Raw genomic sequence first — 16,962 nt, 5'->3', positions numbered from 1 at the left:
AAGGAGCAAATTGGAATGAAAAATTACCTCAACACAAAGAAACTTGTAAAATCTATGCTAGTAACAACCGTATTATCTTTCGGACTCATGTCGGGAGGTCATTTTACGCTTGCGGCTGGACTTGATAAAGCAAAAGTGGAGCCTGTTAAAGCTGCTCAAGCAAACAGTTCCCAAAATATCCATGCCAGCGAAAAGAAAGCATCTCCTGTAGAACCTTCAAAGCCAGAGGTTGCTGTTCAGCCTGCAGCAGAAGTGAAAATCGAGAGTCAACCTGCTGAAGAAGGCGGAACGGTAAACTCGCAGGCTAGTGTACATGCCAGCGAAACAGCAGCCCCTGTGGTTTCTTCAAAGCCGGTAGTTCCTGTTCAGCCTAAAGCAGAAGTAAAAACTGAGAGTCAACCTAAAGAAGAAGGCAAAAGGGTAAACTCGCAGGCTAGTGTACATGCGAGTGAAACGGCACGAATGCATGCTAATCAAAATTCGGCAATCTTTGCCAATGAGTCATCGGCAGCAATAACTGAACCTGATACGATAGCGGAATATGTATTTGGATCAGATTCGGCTTCCTTACCAAATACGAATGGGGAAGATTTTTATCTAGGAAAGTTAGGTTATGGCAGCACGGTACAATTTGATCCAAGCACGGGCAGTGGAATTTATTTTAGTAGTGCAAGAGCAGAGAATGCTAGCTATATTTACGGTTATTGGTTTTTATCCGGTATACAAATGGCGCCAACTGGGACTTCTGCAAGTGATTGGGGTGTGCAGCAGGCAAAATTAGCACTAGCAAGCTACGAAACTATGAAGAGTGTATATGGTTCGAAAGTGAGACCTGTTATCTTTATTGATGTCGAATCGGCTTTAACCGGTATGAATGACTATGACTATGCAAATAATCAAACGATTTATACCGCATTTGTTAATTATTTAAATCAATATGGTGAAGGTGTAAAACCTGGTACCTATTCGTCTCCGTGGAACTGGGAACTAACGATGGGGAACTTTTCACCAAGCACACCTGGCGCTTATTGGGTTGCTTATTACCCTAGTGACATCCCTTCCGATTTGACAACGAGCAATCCTGATTGGCTCAATTTTCCTGGAACCAACGAAAAGGCCGAAATTTGGCAGTACGCTGGTGGAATGAATGACTATGATGTAGCATGGAAACTTCCGTAATGAACGATTAGGTAGAGTAGATAAGTTTAGAGTTTAATAGATTTTTACATAAGAAAACTCGCCAATATGAAGTGCACCAAAATTGTTAGCCATAAAACTAACAATGGAGGTGCCGTTCATTGCGGCGAGTTTTCTTCATTTTATATACAAACTACTATCATTTTCAGGGTAATTTTTCGAAAAAAAATATTTAATAGAATAAGCTGACTTCTCAGGATAACTTTCTTAGAGCAGCTTTAATCCACTCACAAAAATCAGTACCGCCACGACCGCCCGCAGCGGCCTGGTCGGAACCTTTGCGGAAATCGTACTTCCGATTAGGACTCCTGGAATAGAACCGATTAATAGATTCCCCACAAGCATATAATTAACATTTCCATATCCAATATGAAGCATCCCTGCGACCGTTACCAGTAGGAACGCATGAGTAATATCGGTACCAACCATCTCGGATGTCTTCATTTTATAAAGATAAATCATCGCGACAGCGAATAAAGAACCAGAACCTAATGAAGTGAGTCCGACAATAAAGCCAAACACGCAGCCTATTAAAATCGTTAAGCCTTTTTTTTCGCTCAAAGGCTTGGTCTGCCAACGATTAGGCCGTAACCGCTTCTCCATGAAAGTTTTGATAATGATCGCAATCGAGACAAATACCAATACATATCCCAGAGCGTGACGGATGATCTGTTCTTGGTTATGGTAGGCGGCTTCAAAGAAATGAAGGGCCGCGATAGCGATGACCGCACTCGGTATACTTCCCATTGCAAGATACTTAACCATTTGAACATTCACTGTTTTTTGCCGCCAATGTTGAACAACACCGAATAGTTTTGTGATTGAATTATAAACAAGGTCTGTTCCAACGGCAATTGATGGATTAACCCCTATTAAAATTAACACCGGTGTTAGGAGTGCGGCTCCACCCACCCCCGTCATCCCTACCAAAAAGCCAACCAATAGACCCATCAATGCAATCCCAATACTCATCTCTATCGCACGCCCTATCTTCATTTAATTCCAAGTATTTATATAGGATTATATATAATTATAGTAGTCTTGTAAATAACAAACTTCCTATAAATTCTGAGAATTCCTTAGACGTCGAATTTTATTGGATGAAAAAAATCCGGCCCCATTCTGGACCGGATCTCTTAGAGTAACGTGGCCAATCAAAAGCAGCCATTTTACTCCCTATTTAATTATTTTTTGGCTCAGCAGGAACTGATATTTCTTTAAGAGCTTCTCCAGCCTCATCACTGGACTGATTATTTACCGCCAAATCACCAAGAGAAACCATTCCAACCAATTTCTCATTTTCCACAATTGGAAGGCGGCGAATTTGTTCATGAGACATAATTTTGGCAGCTTCCTCAACTGACATGTCTTTGGTGCCTTTCACCACAATAGGATTTGTTAGTAATTCAGAAACGGGTGATGCCTCCGAAAGTTCATTTGCTAATCCTTTTATCACTATATCTCGGTCGGTAACGATGCCCACTAACTTCTCATTTTCACAAATGGGAATCGCACCTACATCCAATTCCTTCATTTTCATCGCAACTTCTTTACAAGTACTTTCAGGAGTACAGCAATCAACATCGGTCGTCATTACATCAGCAACATTCATTTTAATGCCTCCTTTATTACTTCTTATTTGATTCATACCCGCCAGATTTTATTGTTAAACATGATGATTGGAACCTTTTATGATGAAGGAGATGGGCTTTTTATGGTTAAATTTCCTTCATAGGCAAATGGAATTATGTGTTAAAATTTTGAAGGAAGAGTAAATGGTATCACTTACTAGTAGGGGGACATATGAAGAAAAAATTACTTATTGGAATTTCAATTTCACTCATTTTATTACTGTCGTGGTGGTCCAAATATTTATTTTTTGTACCACATTTCCAACCTGGCCCCAATAACACATTGATTTCTAAAAATGCCAAATTAGTATTAGTTCCTGACCCAGAAAGATTAGGGATTCACGAACCAAATTTTATTCCTTTTTGGAAAACGATAGGTGTAGTGGATGGCGAGATGAAAGGCACTTTATGGGGGTTTACCGATAAAGGAAAGAAATATGTATCCTATTACCACGATGGAGAAATGGTTGTGGGAAGTATTTATAGATACTCACATTGAATAGCTATAACTGCTGCTAATTCTTAAAATATAAACCCTATCAAATCAGCATTTATCAATAAAAAAGACCAAATCGCTATGCGAATTGGTCCTTTAAATGATTTGCTGATTGCAGTGCTGCTCTCCGTCAATCAACGAAGCTTCAAAATCAGCCTACGTGTTTAATCGTTTCCTCATTTTGATTTTTCTCTTTCATACGGCTGAAAATATTAGCCAAAACGGAACCAGATAAATTATGCCACACGCTGAAAATCGCACTTGGGACCGCTGCTAATGGTGAGAAATGAGCCGTTGCGATTGCAACACCCAAGCCGGAATTCTGCATACCAACCTCCATTGCCACCGCTTTTTGTTTTGCCAAATCCATCCCGCATAAACGGGCAAAGAAAAAGCCAATCAAGAATCCTAATAGATTATGAAGGATAACAACGCCAAAAATAAGCAGCCCAGTTTCGGCAATTTTAGCCGCGCTGCCTGCTACAACAGCCGATACAATCAACACAATCGCAATAACAGAAACAAGCGGCAAAGCTTTCGCACCAGCTCTCGCCTGTTTGCCAAATAACTTTTTAATAATAAAGCCGACTGCCAATGGAACGATGACCACTTGTATAATTTGAAGGAACAAGGATGCCACACTAACATCAACCCATTTGCTTGCAAACAGGAGAATTAACAAGGGTGTGACAATGGGTGCAAGAATCGTAGAAACAGAGGCAATCCCGACAGCCAGCGCCACGTTTCCTCTTGCTAAAAACACCATCACATTCGAAGCTGTTCCACTCGGGCAGCAGCCTACTAAAATAACCCCTACCGCGACTTCCTTTGGTAAATGAAGGCCGACTGCCAATAAAAACGCTAGCAGCGGCATGATCACAAAGTGACCAACGACCCCAAGCGCCACTTCTTTTGGTCTCTTAAATACTTCTTTAAAATCTGATAACTCCAGCGTTAGCCCCATTCCAAACATCACAATCCCTAACAGTGGAACAATATAGCCTCCAAGCCAGACAAAGTGAGTTGGAAAATTAAACGCAATGGCGGCAAAGATCAGCACCCATAACGTAAAGGTTTTTCCAGCAAAGCCGCTGATTTTCTCGATGACTCCCATAAATGTACCCCCTATATTTCTTTCGTTTATCTAAATAAATAATCTTTTAATATAGTAGAATAAATATTTAAAAAAATCAATATTTTCTATACAATAATTCTTTTTTGAAAAAGCCGAACAAAATGCAAAGGCTTACAGCTTTGAAGGATGATTTTAGTAAATCGTTCATCTGTGCATTTTTTGAAAATTTTCTATATAATTAAAATTATAATTTTTTTAAGGAGTAGACAAAATGCCAAAAACACTTACGAGAGCACCCTTTAAAGCCGATCATGTCGGAAGCTTTTTACGTCCAGAACGATTGAAACAAGCCCGTCTTCAAAAAGAAAACGGTGAAATCAGCGCGGAACAGCTTCGTGCGATTGAAGATGAAGAAATCATTAAATTAGTAGAAAAACAAAAAGAAGTAGGGCTTAAGGCCGTAACCGATGGCGAATTACGACGGGCCTGGTGGCACTTTGACTTCCTAGCGGGACTTGAAGGCGTTGAGTTTTTTGAAACAGACACGGGAATTCAATTTAATGGAGTCCAAACAAGAGCCCACGGTGTAAAAGTAACGGGTAAACTTGACTTTGGCCAGCATCCATTTATCGAGGACTATAAGTTCCTGCATAGTATTGCGGGCGACCATACAGCAAAATTTACGATTCCTAGTCCAAATATGCTGTTTTTCAGAGGAATTATTGAGGAAGCGGCTTATGCTGACAAAGAGGCATTCTTCGATGATTTAATTAAGGCTTACCAAAAAGCAATTCAGGCATTTTATGAGGCGGGCTGCCGTTATCTACAGCTAGATGATACGTCATGGGCAGTCTTCTTCTCTGAAAAAGGCCAACAACAAATTGCTGATAAAGGCTATACTCCAGAAGACTTAATTAAGATTTTCACTCGGGCTATCAATGAATCGATTGAGGGCAAGCCGGAAGATATGGTGATCACAATGCATATCTGCCGTGGAAACTTTAAGTCTACTTATACAGCAAGCGGCGGTTATGACAACGCATCTGAATATATCTTTGGCGAATTAAAGGTGGATGGCTTATTCTTAGAATTTGACGACGAGCGCTCTGGCGGCTTTGCTCCGCTTCAACACGTGAATCGTAAAGATTTACAAATTGTTCTAGGATTGATTACTTCAAAGTTCGGTGATTTGGAGGACCCAGAACTAATTAAAGCACGAATTGCCGAAGCAGCAAAGTATGTGGATTTAGACCAACTATGCCTAAGCCCGCAATGCGGATTCTCCTCTACCGAAGAAGGAAACTTACTTACCGAGGAACAGCAATGGGATAAAGTTCGACATGTTATCTCGATTGCCAATGATGTCTGGAAATAAATAAGCATAGGGACGGTTCTCTTGCTTCCTTTTCGGAAGCAAAAGAACCGTCCCCATGCTCACCCTTTTGGCATGTCAAGCGCTTGGTATGCTAGTTGATACTTTCCGCCTTCCGCCACCTCTGCATGGTACAAAGCCTTAAGGGCAAAGTTTTTCTCAAGCTTGTGTTCTTCCATCAACTCTTTTAATCGTGTTTGCAATTCCTTATTGTCTTTGAGCAGCTGCTTCATTTGAGATTTGATAAACTTCATGATCGCTGTAACTCCCTTCTAAACCTAGATATATCCGACAAGTATAGCATTTTTCCATGCATCATGGGTTGGGAGCGAAAAACAGGTTCGTTTCTATGAAAATTTCTTAATAAACGCAACCTTAAGATAGTTACCCTCGGGAAATTCCTTTATGGTTTTAAAATCTTTCGGTAGGGAAAATTCCTCCACTAGCTGATAGTTTCTGTTTGTTTCTTTAAAGGCCTGATCAATAAAACTTTTAAACTTTGCCATATTAAACGAGCTAGAATTGGTAGACGCTACGATGATCCCCTCATCTTCTGTAATCGCAATAGCTTCCTTTAAAAGATTCTTGTAATCTTTTTCCGCGCTGAATACCATCTTCTTTGACCTCGCGAAACTTGGCGGATCGAGGATAACCATATCAAACAATAACTGCTTTTTCACGGCATACTTAAAGTAATGGAATACGTCTTCCACAATAATCTCCTGTGCGTCATCATCCAGCCCGTTCACTCTAAACTGCTCAACGGTCTTAGGTAAGCTTCTATTGGCTAAATCCACACTGGTCGTTTTAAGCGCACCTCCTACGGCAGCAAAAACTGAAAATGCTCCTGTGTAAGAAAACGTATTCAGTACTTTCTTTCCTTCGGCATACACATCGCGGATTCGTTTTCTGACATCTCGTTGATCTAAAAAGACCCCAACCATTGCACTTTCATTTAAGTAAACCGCAAAGTTTACTCCATTTTCTTTTACGATAATCGGGAAGGTTCCTCTTTCTCCCGCGACGAAATCATCTTCTTCAATATATTTCCCGCTGACAGCAAATCTTTTCTTTTGATAAATGGCTTTAAATGGAGCTAATTCTTTCAGAGCATTGATAATATACTCCCGAAAGCGGTAAATCCCTTTACTATACCAGGTAATTAAATAGTAGCCATCAAAATATTCGATCGTTAATCCGCCTAAACCATCGCCCTCGCCATTTACGACTCTGAAGGCATTGGTATCTGGGCTTTTAAAAAACCGCTCTCGATAGTGGATTGCTTCCTTCAATTTCTTCACAAAAAACCTTTGGTCAATTGGTTCATTCTCATTTCGACTAATAATCCACCCATAACCTTTATTTTGTTTGCCAAAATAGCCTTTTGCGATGAACTGATTCCTTTCATCAACCAAACGGACAATCGTTCCTTCTTCCGTACCTTCGTCCAAATTAATCAAAGCTTCCCTTAATATAAGCGGATAACCGCCTTTATACTTAGCAACAAACTTGCCCTTTACCGTAAAACAAACATCATTTTTCATCTTTTCATCCAATCAAATTTTTTTGGAGAAGCATGGGGACGGTTCTCTTGCTTCCTTTTTGGAAGCAGAAGAACCGTCCCCATGCTTCCAACCTACTATTATTATAAATCATAATGAGGCCGTTTAACCGATTAAGTTAAGACAAACCGTTTTTATTGGTGCGAGGAGGTTCATAGTTTAAATGAAGTGTTTGATATTTTGTGATATAACGATCAAGCTTTTTACTAATTTGAAGTGTTTGTTGACTGCCTAATCCTTCTGTCATCCCTATTCGAATCATTTCAGCCCGTAACAATTCAATAGCATTTTCTATCTTTTCCTTTTCATCCTTCACTCCAGGTTTGATCATATCTATTCTCCGCATAATGACATCTATAGTAATTTTTGTATGATATTGTAAAATCCACTCTGATAGTATATACACTAAAAACCTTAAGAAATCCTTAACAAGGAGGGAGCATGGGGACGGTTCTCCTGCTTCGGAATTCATCCGGAAGCAAAAGAACCGTCCCCATGCTTCTTATCGAAACTTCGTAACTGGAATGTGAAAGTATAGGATCAAAAATGCAGAACAGACAAAGCATAGGAGCCAGGCCCAGAGGGGCCGGGTATGGTGGAGGCGTAGGCCAATGAACAGAAATAGCCAAACCAGGCATGACCAGCCAAAGCTCCATCCATGAGAGTAAGAGATCAGTTTGGCACTCTTAAACAAATACTCCATGATCACCTCAACAATAAACCAGATGCCAATATAGAAGACTTGCTTAGGCCAACGTGATTGATACGGGTATAAGGATAAGTAAAGTAAGGTCAGGTTGGGGAAGGTAATAAAGGTTAAAATAAACTCCGCAATGGTATGGTTGGGAACGATTATCGAACCTTCAAAAGTCCATAATGGGTATTCGGACATAAGGACAGAAATAAAAAAATCCACAGCTATAATGAAAAGGATCGTGGGATAATACTTTTTCCAATTTCTCCAATCAGCAAACCGCCAGGCGCCAATCAAGTAGATAAAAGGCAGCACCATTCTTAGATATGATATAGTCGTATGTAACATGAGACGTCCCCCCCCCTTCTACCTCATTCTCTACATTATAGTATTATTCATATTAAGGGCGTTTAAACGATTAGAATATAATCGTTATTTTCAGCAAAGGTCCGAAGCGAAACATGCTCTTTTTCTTAATATAATCGCCCAACCCAAAAACAGCATAAAAAAATGGCTTGGAGAAATCTCCAACCCATTTTTAAATGACCCCATTTCCTTCCGTTAGCTTCTTCTTATCTGAAGGAAACATTCCAAGCATTAGAACAACTGGCACAATATTAACAACAGCCAAAACCGTCCCTTGGAAGTCTGTACCACTCATTAACCCGTGTGCTGTTACGAGAATATACAGAATAGGGTTAAGCGCATGCAGCTTCTGCCAACGTTGGTAACCAATTTTCTTACGGAACTTAGACGTGACAATCGTTAAAATTAAGAAATAAGTCGCAATTGATCCTAATCCCATCGAAATCGTTTCATAGCTGCCGCTAAATGGAATCACGATATCAGACCAACTGAATTTCATGTAAGCATCAATCAATAAAATTCCTAAGTGACCGCCCGTCATAATCAGTGACCAGTCCGAGACTACTTCATGAAAATGAAGGAGATTATTCACTTTCTTTTTCCGTTTCTTCTGTACCGCCGAATATAATCCACTTAATGCCGCCAAATATAATAATAGATATGCCACAACCCCAGTTGCCCGGATTGCGTACCATTCTAAAGACTCCATTTTATTCGCCACCTCTCCAGATTTCTTTTAACTCATTAATAATAACCGCTGTCTTCTTTTTGACAGAAAGCAAGGCTTTCCCGCGCTCTTCTCCCAATAAAAGGACCACTTTTGCTAATACATCTGCTTCGACAGCCGTTGGCGCTGTTACAGTTGAAGAGATAATCGTGCTCGCAGATGGTTCGCCTGTTGTCGCATCAATCAGGTGATGCTTGCTTCTCCCGTTCACCTTCCATCTTCTTTTCATTGAAGTAGAAGTAGCAATCGCCCCATCCGATACTTGGATGGACGAAAGCATTTTCGATGAATCAAAAGGATCTTCAATGCCAATATTTAAGGGCCGCGGCAGACTTCCAAAAATCCGAATATCTCCGCCGACATTCACAAACCCAAATCCATACTGGGATAGGACATCAGCTGTGCGATCCACCACCCAGCCCTTTGCAATTCCCCCTAAATCAATTCGAGTATAAAGCACCACCGTTTGGCGATCCTCATCTAACTGATAAGGTCTCATTTTTGTAAACACTGGGGCTGTTGAGAAGGGAGCCGTCAACTCTTGCCCTCTAATCAACTCAATTGATTTGGTATAGCCGCTGTTTTCAATCGCTGACAAAATCCCAGGATTAAACACTCCATTTGTTTCTTCGTAAAATCGAAGTGCCTCTTTTAAAATGCTAAATAATGCGTCTGACACTTCGACTTCTTTTTCTAGCTGTTGATTTAACCGGGATAATTCACTGTCTTCTTTAAACCGGCTGCACGTGTCCTCGACAGATGCGAATAATTTGTATACGGGCATGAGATCATTGGCAAACAGTTCTTGATTGATCGATAGTTGGACCAATGTACTCATAGAATTGAAGTTATACTTATTCATGATCGGGTTCCTCCTGTAGTAGTATTAAAAGATCAAATGAGATGATCCTTTAAACTCATCAGGTTCCACCAGTGGTAGTATCAAAGCCTCCATGTTGCCTTGGAAACGAATTGTCTTGCGAAACTTGTTGATCTGACTGCTGAGTTCCATTGGTGTCTGTAGAACCAGTTGTATCAGTAGATGTGTTCGTATCAGTTGATTGACTAGGGATATCATAGGTGATCGATGAATCTTGGTTACTGCTTTGAGCTGATTGTGTTGTAGTTTGTGTTGTCGCCACAGTGGTTGTGTTGGCTATTGTATCTTTTTTTATTCCCATATATGACATCATTCCGGCAACGAGAGCAAGACTTGCAAAACTCACTCCCCAAGAGGTAAATTTCTGTTTTTTCATTGGTAGAACTCCTTTCAGTTTTAAATGCTTTCTTTATGTCCATGTCTGTATTATGAATTGACAATCTTAACTAAACCTTAAAAAATCCCAGAAATTGAAAAGAACTTCTTCATAGTAAAAAAAGCCAATTGCTACAAGTAGTAGAAATTGGCTTTTAATTTTATATTTATAAAATATTTGGAGAAAAATTAGTCCCATCCAAACCCCAGTAACCCTTCTTTCATTTTACTTTCATTCCATTCTAAAATGCCTTCTCCTTCACCAATGCCCTGCTCTTCCATTTCCTTTTTATAAAATTCGATAATCTTATTTCGGCTTTGGTTGTCTGGAGGCAAATCTACGAGTAAGGACGCAGCATAGGGACCTCCCTCCTCCTCCATTCGCTCTGGTTCATCCAGAATATCGATAACACTTACCTTAACTGCGCCAAGTTCATATAGCTTTTCAACGAATTGGATGGCATTAACCGTTTCACCGAACCGATTCGAAGCAAATGCCGATGGATTATGGTTACGTTTGAGCCACGCTAAGGCTTCAGCTGTTTTCACTAAAATCACTCCTATATATTGTTTTTATCTTACGAGACAGCTTACAGATCATCAGAATTGGGTCTAGAGATGATGGTATATGTCCCTTTTTCATCAACTCGGAAGGATACAATGCTGTCAAAATCATTCCCAATAAAACTTTCAGATTTAAACACATGAACCTTTACGTTATAAATCCCTGTGGTTAAGACTCTGCTCTTTTGAAAATCAGTTACGATATCCTCGGCCTTTGGAACCGGATGCTTAGTTTTCGATAGGTCAAAAGTGAAAGTAAAATTGATCACTCCTATATCATCTGCAATCCTTGTTGGTGGGTTATTCGGTTTTAATTTAGGCAGAAGCGTTGTGGTATTTATTATTAGGTTCTTTCTGAATTCTTTTTCTAAGTTTTTTTGCTGTTTGGAATCGATATTGATATCAATGAGATCGCGAGGAAAGAAATAATCATCTGGTTTGTATTGATTAGGATATCGAATGAATCCGTATTTACGAATTAATTCCTTTGTGAATGAAATGACCTTTGGATGCTGTTCCATATAGGCCCCAGCAAATATCCCCAAGTACATATCATCGCTTTGATCTTGTAAAATTTCATAGGAATTTCGATCTGTTTTAAAGTAGAGGTAAGAGTGGTATGGGTTTTTTAGCTCGATCATCGTTTGATAGTCGATCCCTTCAAGCCAATTGTTGTTATAACTGATGAACGTAAAATCTTCCTTTATCCCATAGCGTTCGGAAAGATACTGTTTAATCGAATACCTAACATGCCATTTTATATAACTACTCCAAAGAAAAAAGAAGACAATGACCAATATAATAAGTTTGATCCATTTTGATTTAGACAATTGATTTTCCTGCTTCCTTTGAAAACAGTTACCTTTTTCACTGATTTTAACATACTACCTTTTCTATATGGTTGGGTTTTATTGTGAATACTTTTTGAACTAGCCATTTATTTATAAGAGATATCTAATGGATGATACAGAATAGAAATAGCCCATTTTTTAGATAAAATGAGCTACTCCCTCTTGTGTAATCGACATGAATTCGACTTTATTCTCTAAAGGTTATCTTAATCAAACGTTTGGTTAAAAAAGCGAACATTCACGTTCCATATGAGTTTTACTATTAAACTAATGAAAAATTGGGTCGAAAATTGTTTGTCATATTTGCAGAAAAAAAGTCAATTTTCCGGGAAATTCTATTGTTTCCGTTGGTACTTCCATCAATCTCATCTTTTCGCATTGATTCGACCTTAATTAAACATTTGATTAAAAATAATTTTAACTGCATCATTACTGGATTTCTCTCACAAAATGCTTGAAAGAATTGTCGAGGACTGTCTCGTAAACCATACAATCTAATAACTTGGTCACAGTCTTAATTCACACGTATTTTTTGACCGGCGATAATTACATTCGGATCAGGAATTCCATTCCAAGCTTGCAGCTGTGCGACAGGTATCCCAAAAACTAAAGCGATTTGGGACAACGTATCGCCGGATTTCACATTATAATACACAGGCTCTGACGAATGCTCTGTAGTTAACTTCAAAATTTGTCCACTATAGATAAGGTTAGGATTTTTGATGTTATTTAATTTCACTAAATCATCCACCGCTGTTCCAAATCTGGCGGAAATTTTGCTTAAGGTATCGCCTGGTTGAACGGTATAGGTAGATGGAGGTTCGGATTGTGATGTTCCTCTGCTCCATGATCCTGCACGATTGACGAAATCATTATAATCAACTTGGATACCTGCTAATGGTAGATTATGTTGGTATTGAAGAATATGATGAAAATCTGCTACATGGCCGCGGGACCAAGAAGTAGTCTGCCAATAAAAATCCACTGCCATATGATCATAAAGCATGGTAAGTACAGAATAGGAGCCATAAACTCCTACTTTAAAGTTTTGGTCAATTGCATTACGAACACCCGCAAAATAGGATAAGATCGAGCCCATGTCAGCTGGCTGCGCGTCATAATCAACAGCAAAGTAAATCGCACTGCCTTCTGGCTGTACAAGCGCCTTTGCATAGCGTGAGGCTTCCTGTGCATCTAAAATCCCTCGGGCCCTGGTAAAATAAGCAGCGTTAGTCGGATTGGTTTCCCATATACTCACCAACTGTAACCCCGAATTGAGGATAGCATCGGCTTCCGTTTTATCCATTGACTTCCAACTATCCCCCAGATAACGTCCAACGTATTGTACACCCTCGGATTTGAGGCCTGCAGCTAACGGACGATTAAGTTTTGTCGCACAGTCAACACCATTTAAATTTCGAATAAGGATCACCTCGTAATCATGGGTAATCATGGGGACGGTTCTTTTGCTTCCCCTGCTATCTATCAACATGGATAATTGTGATGAGAGCTAATCTGGAAAATAATATTCTTAGCATTCCGCTTAAAGAACATATATGGTTTTATTTATGTAAATACAGAGGAAATGGTCTATTCCATAGAAATGGAAAGGTATGAAGGAAAAGGGGGGAATACGGATAAAATAACAAAAAAAAAACGATTCTCAACCTTATCTTTGAGAGTCGTTTCTAAACAAATCAGCCACAAACTGTAATTCATCTTTACTCATTGGTTTTAAAGTTATTGCAGTAGCCGCCATGTATTTTCCGTAAGTATTCATAAAGTTTTCCACTTTCTTAATCATTTGATTACCACCTTCCATAATTTATATCCTTATTATCGTTCAAAAGGAGCTCATTTGACAAAGTCATGGAAAACGGAAACATTCACCAAAAAAGCGGGAACATTTCCCTTGTAAGCGTATATTTTACAGTGTTTTCTCACTTTTTCGCCGTTTTTCTTTATTTTTCACTTTGAAGGAGCACGGGGACGGTTCTCATGCTTCGGAAGCATGAGAACCGTCCCCGTGCTCCCACTTTCTTGTTCATTTACTCCCTAATCAAGAATATAGTCTAAAAGAAGACTCAACTTATGGAGGAATCCGTATGGGCTGCTATATTCAAGTGGAAGACAGCGTGTCCCTTTATGTAGAAGACGTTAATCCAGGGAGCGGCAAGGCAATCTTGTTCCTTCATGGCTGGCCGGGAAACCACCAATTGTTCGAATATCAGTTTACCCAACTGCCACAGATGGGCTATCGTTGTATCGGCTGGGATCAAAGAGGATTCGGAAAGTCAGATAAACCCTGGAGAGGGTATGACTATGACCGGTTGGCGGATGATGTCCGGGCCGTGATCGCGGCACTAAATTTACAAAACATCACGCTAGCGGGACATTCCACCGGGGGAGCGATTGCGATCAGATATATGGCCCGCCATGGCGGCTATGGGGTTTCCAAACTCACCCTGCTTGCGGCAGCAGCTCCAAGTTTGATTCAACGCCCCTATTTCCCCTACGGTCTTAAAAAGGAAGAAGTATTAACCATCATTGAAGGCACCTATAAGGATCGGCCAAACATGCTGCGCGGGTTTGGAGATATGTTTTTCTTCCAACATGTAACGCCAGCATTTTCTGATTGGTTTTTCCAGTTAGGACTCCAAGCAGCAGGCTGGGCAACGGCTGCCATCGCAAACACTTGGTTAACCGAAGAAAAGCTGTTTTATGATTTAGCACAAATTCAAGTTCCCACCCTCATTCTTCATGGTGTTCATGATCGAGTTTGTCACTTTCCCTTGGCTGAAGCCCAAAGAAACGGAATAAAGAACGCCAAACTTGTCCCTTTTCAATTTAGCGGACACGGATTGTTCTACGATGAACGGGATAAATTGAATCGAGAACTAGCCCATTTTATTGGATAAAATGGGTCTTTTAACGACCTCGATTCGACTATGTTCCACAGGGATTTATTTAACCAAACGTTTGGTTAAAAACGTTCAAGTGTATGTCATTCTTGATATTTTAAATCGATCAGGTGAAGAACATTGTCGAAATTAGCTTAAAGTTTTTTCAGAAAAAACATCAATTTCCCGGAAAATTCTTTTACTTTCGTTTGGACGTACAGCATTCTCCCTTTTCCCCTATCCTTCCCCTTTAATCAAACATTTGATTAAAAATGAGCAAAGCCGTACCAACACTGACTCTTTCTCTAAAAAGACCTGAAGGAATTGTCGAGACACGTAATCCTAAAGCCAGCGCCTGTAATTATAGGCAACCGGCTTTAGAATGGTGAAACTCCCCTGCTGCTTACGAGAAAGTAACCTTATTTTTCCCTGTTCGTTTGGATACATAGAGCGCTTCATCAGCGGAACGAATTATTTCCGAAGATGGAACCTGTTGGTCATCCCATACGGCCGCTCCAATACTGCAGCCTACCTTGATTTTTTGATCATGAAGGTCGAACGGTTGATTCAGACTGTTGATGATCTTTTCAGCCACCATCGTTGCCTCCTGGACCGAATTATCGAAAGTGGTAAACAAGATAACCAAAAACTCATCTCCACCCAGACGGAACACTCCTTCATTACTCCGGACGCAATTTTTCAATCGCTTAGCAGTTTCTTGCAGTAAACGATCCCCGACCTGATGGCCTAAGGTATCATTGACCTGTTTAAATCCATCCAAATCCAGGTACAAGAAGGTAAGCCGATTCCCCATTTGTTTAGCTGTTTCCACCGCTCCTTCCAGAAACTGATCGAGAGCAATCCGATTCATCAATCCTGTAAGCGTATCATGGTGCGCTAGATTTTCCATCTTACCCAAGTCCGAAACTGTGCGAACTAATGATTCCACCAGATCCCGAAGTGATAAAGACAGCATCTCTATATCCTTAATTCCCTTATAATGAGGTATTTCCACCTTCTCGCCTGCTCGTAACCGATTGGCAGAGTGAGAGATTTGTTGAAGCGGCTTTGTGATTAACGCAGAGGCAAACCAGCCTAGTAAGGCAAAAATAATCGATAAGACGACTCCGATCAGTAAGATGGACTTCTGTAAGTCATGCACAGGAGCAAAGGCTGTCTTCTCTGGCACACGGACCAAAATGGACCAGCCCAAACCAGGATAGTTCTGATAACCGTCACCAAACGCATAGCCAGTTAAATACTTCTGACCGTTTGGCCAGGTTTCGACTCGCCAGTTATTCTGACCCTTTTTGGCAAGCTTCAAACTTTCTAAGTTTAACCGCTTGCCTATGTTAGCAGATGGACCTAGTAGAACAAGTTGATCTTTCTGGCTGACCACAAAGATTTCTGCCCCGTCTACCTTTTCTTTTAACGGTTTCAAGATTTCTTTTTCAACTTCACGGGACCATTCCCAGCTGAGGTGGGCTGCTATAACGCCGGTAAGTTTGCCGTCCTCTGTGACAATTGGCCTGCTAATATCAACAAATTGTAGTGGTTCGCCACTAGGATTTGGCAGCAGTTTAGCCAGTAAGACCGCATCGTGAACATCCCCGACAAATGAACCTTTTATTCCTTCTTGATAGACAGGGCGTTTCGAAATGTCACCGCCTGTTAAGATTCCATTGGTTGCCGCTAAGACCTTCCCGTTGACATCCGTTACACCGACCCATGAAAAGGCAGGAATGCTCTCTTGCAGCTTGTTAAGAAGAATTTGAACCTGTTGGGCGTCAGCCGGGTTCTGGATATCCTTCAACTGACTGATCACATTAATTTCCCCAGCCCTCGACCACATAAAATGATCTAACTTATCGGCCATATTATAAGCTGTAGCAGATAGTGTATTTCCAATCTGTTCTTCGACTTTTTGACTTGATTGCGTTCCAATCATCATACTTAAAATAGCGGTAATTCCAAAGATTCCAACTGCAAAAAGGACCGCTACATAGGTGCGTAGTTTTAAATTCACTTGAACTCCTCCATTCTTACTGGGAGAAAAGATAGTTTACCAATTTCATATTATACTAAGGTTCGACCTTTTTCGAACAGTGCCTTTTTATGGATTTATTTGAACTTAGAAAAAGGAGAAAGAGGAGGGTTTTGAAATCCTCCTCTTTCTCCTTTTAGACTGAGATCCGCAAAAGTCGGCACAACTAATTAAACGTTTGATTAATTTTTACACCGGGGGCACGATTGGATTTCTCCGCAATCAAAA

Annotated in this window: 19 protein-coding genes; 4 read left to right on the top strand and 15 right to left on the bottom strand. The window is 40.3% G+C overall.

Annotation, left to right across the window (positions count from 1 at the left end; translation table 11 throughout):
• The first annotated feature begins 15 nt into the window (after nt 1-15).
• Nucleotides 16-1,179, top strand: coding sequence for a hypothetical protein (locus V7077_RS09220; protein WP_335500651.1), 1,164 nt, complete (start codon nt 16-18; stop codon nt 1,177-1,179).
• 225 nt (nt 1,180-1,404) lie between these two features.
• On the opposite strand, the gene V7077_RS09215 is transcribed toward V7077_RS09220, so the two are convergent.
• Together V7077_RS09215 and V7077_RS09210 are read right to left on the bottom strand one after the other, a co-directional pair.
• Nucleotides 1,405-2,169, bottom strand: a complete 765-nt coding sequence (locus V7077_RS09215) for a sulfite exporter TauE/SafE family protein (protein WP_335500650.1) — start codon at nt 2,167-2,169, stop codon at nt 1,405-1,407.
• Nucleotides 2,170-2,377: 208 nt separating this feature from the next.
• The gene (locus V7077_RS09210) at nt 2,378-2,809 is read right to left on the bottom strand and encodes a CBS domain-containing protein (RefSeq protein WP_335500648.1); all 432 of its coding nucleotides are present in this window, start codon (nt 2,807-2,809) and stop codon (nt 2,378-2,380) included.
• 191 nt (nt 2,810-3,000) lie between these two features.
• Between V7077_RS09210 and V7077_RS09205 the strand changes: the two genes are divergently transcribed.
• Nucleotides 3,001-3,327 carry a hypothetical protein gene (locus tag V7077_RS09205; RefSeq protein WP_335500646.1) on the top strand — a complete coding sequence of 109 codons (327 nt, stop codon included), beginning with the start codon at nt 3,001-3,003 and terminating at the stop codon, nt 3,325-3,327.
• A gap of 148 nt (nt 3,328-3,475) precedes the next feature.
• Here V7077_RS09205 and V7077_RS09200 read toward each other — a convergent pair whose 3' ends face one another.
• Entirely contained in the window at nt 3,476-4,438 is a 963-nt protein-coding gene (locus V7077_RS09200; protein ID WP_335500644.1) for a bile acid:sodium symporter family protein, read from the bottom strand.
• A gap of 232 nt (nt 4,439-4,670) precedes the next feature.
• Between V7077_RS09200 and V7077_RS09195 the strand changes: the two genes are divergently transcribed.
• Entirely contained in the window at nt 4,671-5,774 is a 1,104-nt protein-coding gene (locus tag V7077_RS09195; protein WP_335500642.1) for a 5-methyltetrahydropteroyltriglutamate--homocysteine S-methyltransferase, read from the top strand.
• Between the two features lie 59 nt (nt 5,775-5,833).
• Here the strand turns inward: V7077_RS09195 and V7077_RS09190 are convergent, their stop codons facing one another.
• The 11 genes from V7077_RS09190 to V7077_RS09140 form a co-directional block, all read right to left on the bottom strand.
• Nucleotides 5,834-6,025, bottom strand: coding sequence for a hypothetical protein (locus V7077_RS09190; protein ID WP_335500640.1), 192 nt, complete (start codon nt 6,023-6,025; stop codon nt 5,834-5,836).
• Nucleotides 6,026-6,118: 93 nt separating this feature from the next.
• Complete coding sequence (locus tag V7077_RS09185) at nt 6,119-7,315, bottom strand: class I SAM-dependent rRNA methyltransferase (protein WP_335500638.1); 1,197 nt, start codon at nt 7,313-7,315, stop codon at nt 6,119-6,121.
• Nucleotides 7,316-7,451: 136 nt separating this feature from the next.
• Nucleotides 7,452-7,664: an aspartyl-phosphate phosphatase Spo0E family protein gene (locus V7077_RS09180; protein WP_335500637.1), complete on the bottom strand. Its 213-nt coding sequence runs from the start codon at nt 7,662-7,664 to the stop codon at nt 7,452-7,454.
• Nucleotides 7,665-7,835: 171 nt separating this feature from the next.
• The gene (locus V7077_RS09175; protein ID WP_335500636.1) at nt 7,836-8,375 is read right to left on the bottom strand and encodes a CBO0543 family protein; all 540 of its coding nucleotides are present in this window, start codon (nt 8,373-8,375) and stop codon (nt 7,836-7,838) included.
• 190 nt (nt 8,376-8,565) lie between these two features.
• Nucleotides 8,566-9,102 carry a ferric reductase-like transmembrane domain-containing protein gene (locus V7077_RS09170; RefSeq protein WP_335500634.1) on the bottom strand — a complete coding sequence of 179 codons (537 nt, stop codon included), beginning with the start codon at nt 9,100-9,102 and terminating at the stop codon, nt 8,566-8,568.
• 1 nt (nt 9,103) lies between these two features.
• Nucleotides 9,104-9,982, bottom strand: coding sequence for an FAD:protein FMN transferase (locus tag V7077_RS09165; protein ID WP_335500632.1), 879 nt, complete (start codon nt 9,980-9,982; stop codon nt 9,104-9,106).
• 58 nt (nt 9,983-10,040) lie between these two features.
• A complete protein-coding gene (locus V7077_RS09160; RefSeq protein WP_335500630.1) occupies nt 10,041-10,376 on the bottom strand; it encodes a hypothetical protein in 336 nt (111 codons plus the stop codon).
• A gap of 188 nt (nt 10,377-10,564) precedes the next feature.
• Nucleotides 10,565-10,924 (bottom strand): hypothetical protein, encoded by a 360-nt coding sequence (locus V7077_RS09155; RefSeq protein ID WP_335500628.1) that lies wholly within the window; start codon nt 10,922-10,924, stop codon nt 10,565-10,567.
• Nucleotides 10,925-10,965: 41 nt separating this feature from the next.
• Nucleotides 10,966-11,769, bottom strand: a complete 804-nt coding sequence (locus V7077_RS09150) for a hypothetical protein (protein ID WP_335500626.1) — start codon at nt 11,767-11,769, stop codon at nt 10,966-10,968.
• A gap of 535 nt (nt 11,770-12,304) precedes the next feature.
• Nucleotides 12,305-13,243: a LysM peptidoglycan-binding domain-containing protein gene (locus V7077_RS09145; protein ID WP_335500624.1), complete on the bottom strand. Its 939-nt coding sequence runs from the start codon at nt 13,241-13,243 to the stop codon at nt 12,305-12,307.
• A 216-nt stretch (nt 13,244-13,459) separates the two neighbouring features.
• Entirely contained in the window at nt 13,460-13,594 is a 135-nt protein-coding gene (locus V7077_RS09140; protein ID WP_335500622.1) for a hypothetical protein, read from the bottom strand.
• A gap of 301 nt (nt 13,595-13,895) precedes the next feature.
• On the opposite strand from V7077_RS09140, the gene V7077_RS09135 reads away from it, so the two are divergent.
• Nucleotides 13,896-14,708: an alpha/beta fold hydrolase gene (locus V7077_RS09135; RefSeq protein WP_335500620.1), complete on the top strand. Its 813-nt coding sequence runs from the start codon at nt 13,896-13,898 to the stop codon at nt 14,706-14,708.
• A gap of 385 nt (nt 14,709-15,093) precedes the next feature.
• Here V7077_RS09135 and V7077_RS09130 read toward each other — a convergent pair whose 3' ends face one another.
• Nucleotides 15,094-16,716, bottom strand: a complete 1,623-nt coding sequence (locus V7077_RS09130; RefSeq protein WP_335500618.1) for a diguanylate cyclase domain-containing protein — start codon at nt 16,714-16,716, stop codon at nt 15,094-15,096.
• Between the last annotated feature and the right edge of the window lie 246 nt (nt 16,717-16,962).

Origin of the sequence: Neobacillus vireti (assembly GCF_036962465.1) — a bacterium.
In the GTDB taxonomy this organism is placed as follows: Bacteria; Bacillota; Bacilli; order Bacillales; family Cytobacillaceae; genus Neobacillus; species Neobacillus vireti_B.
Note: the sequence above shows the minus strand (reverse complement) of the source record. Positions and strands in the feature narration are given on the sequence as shown.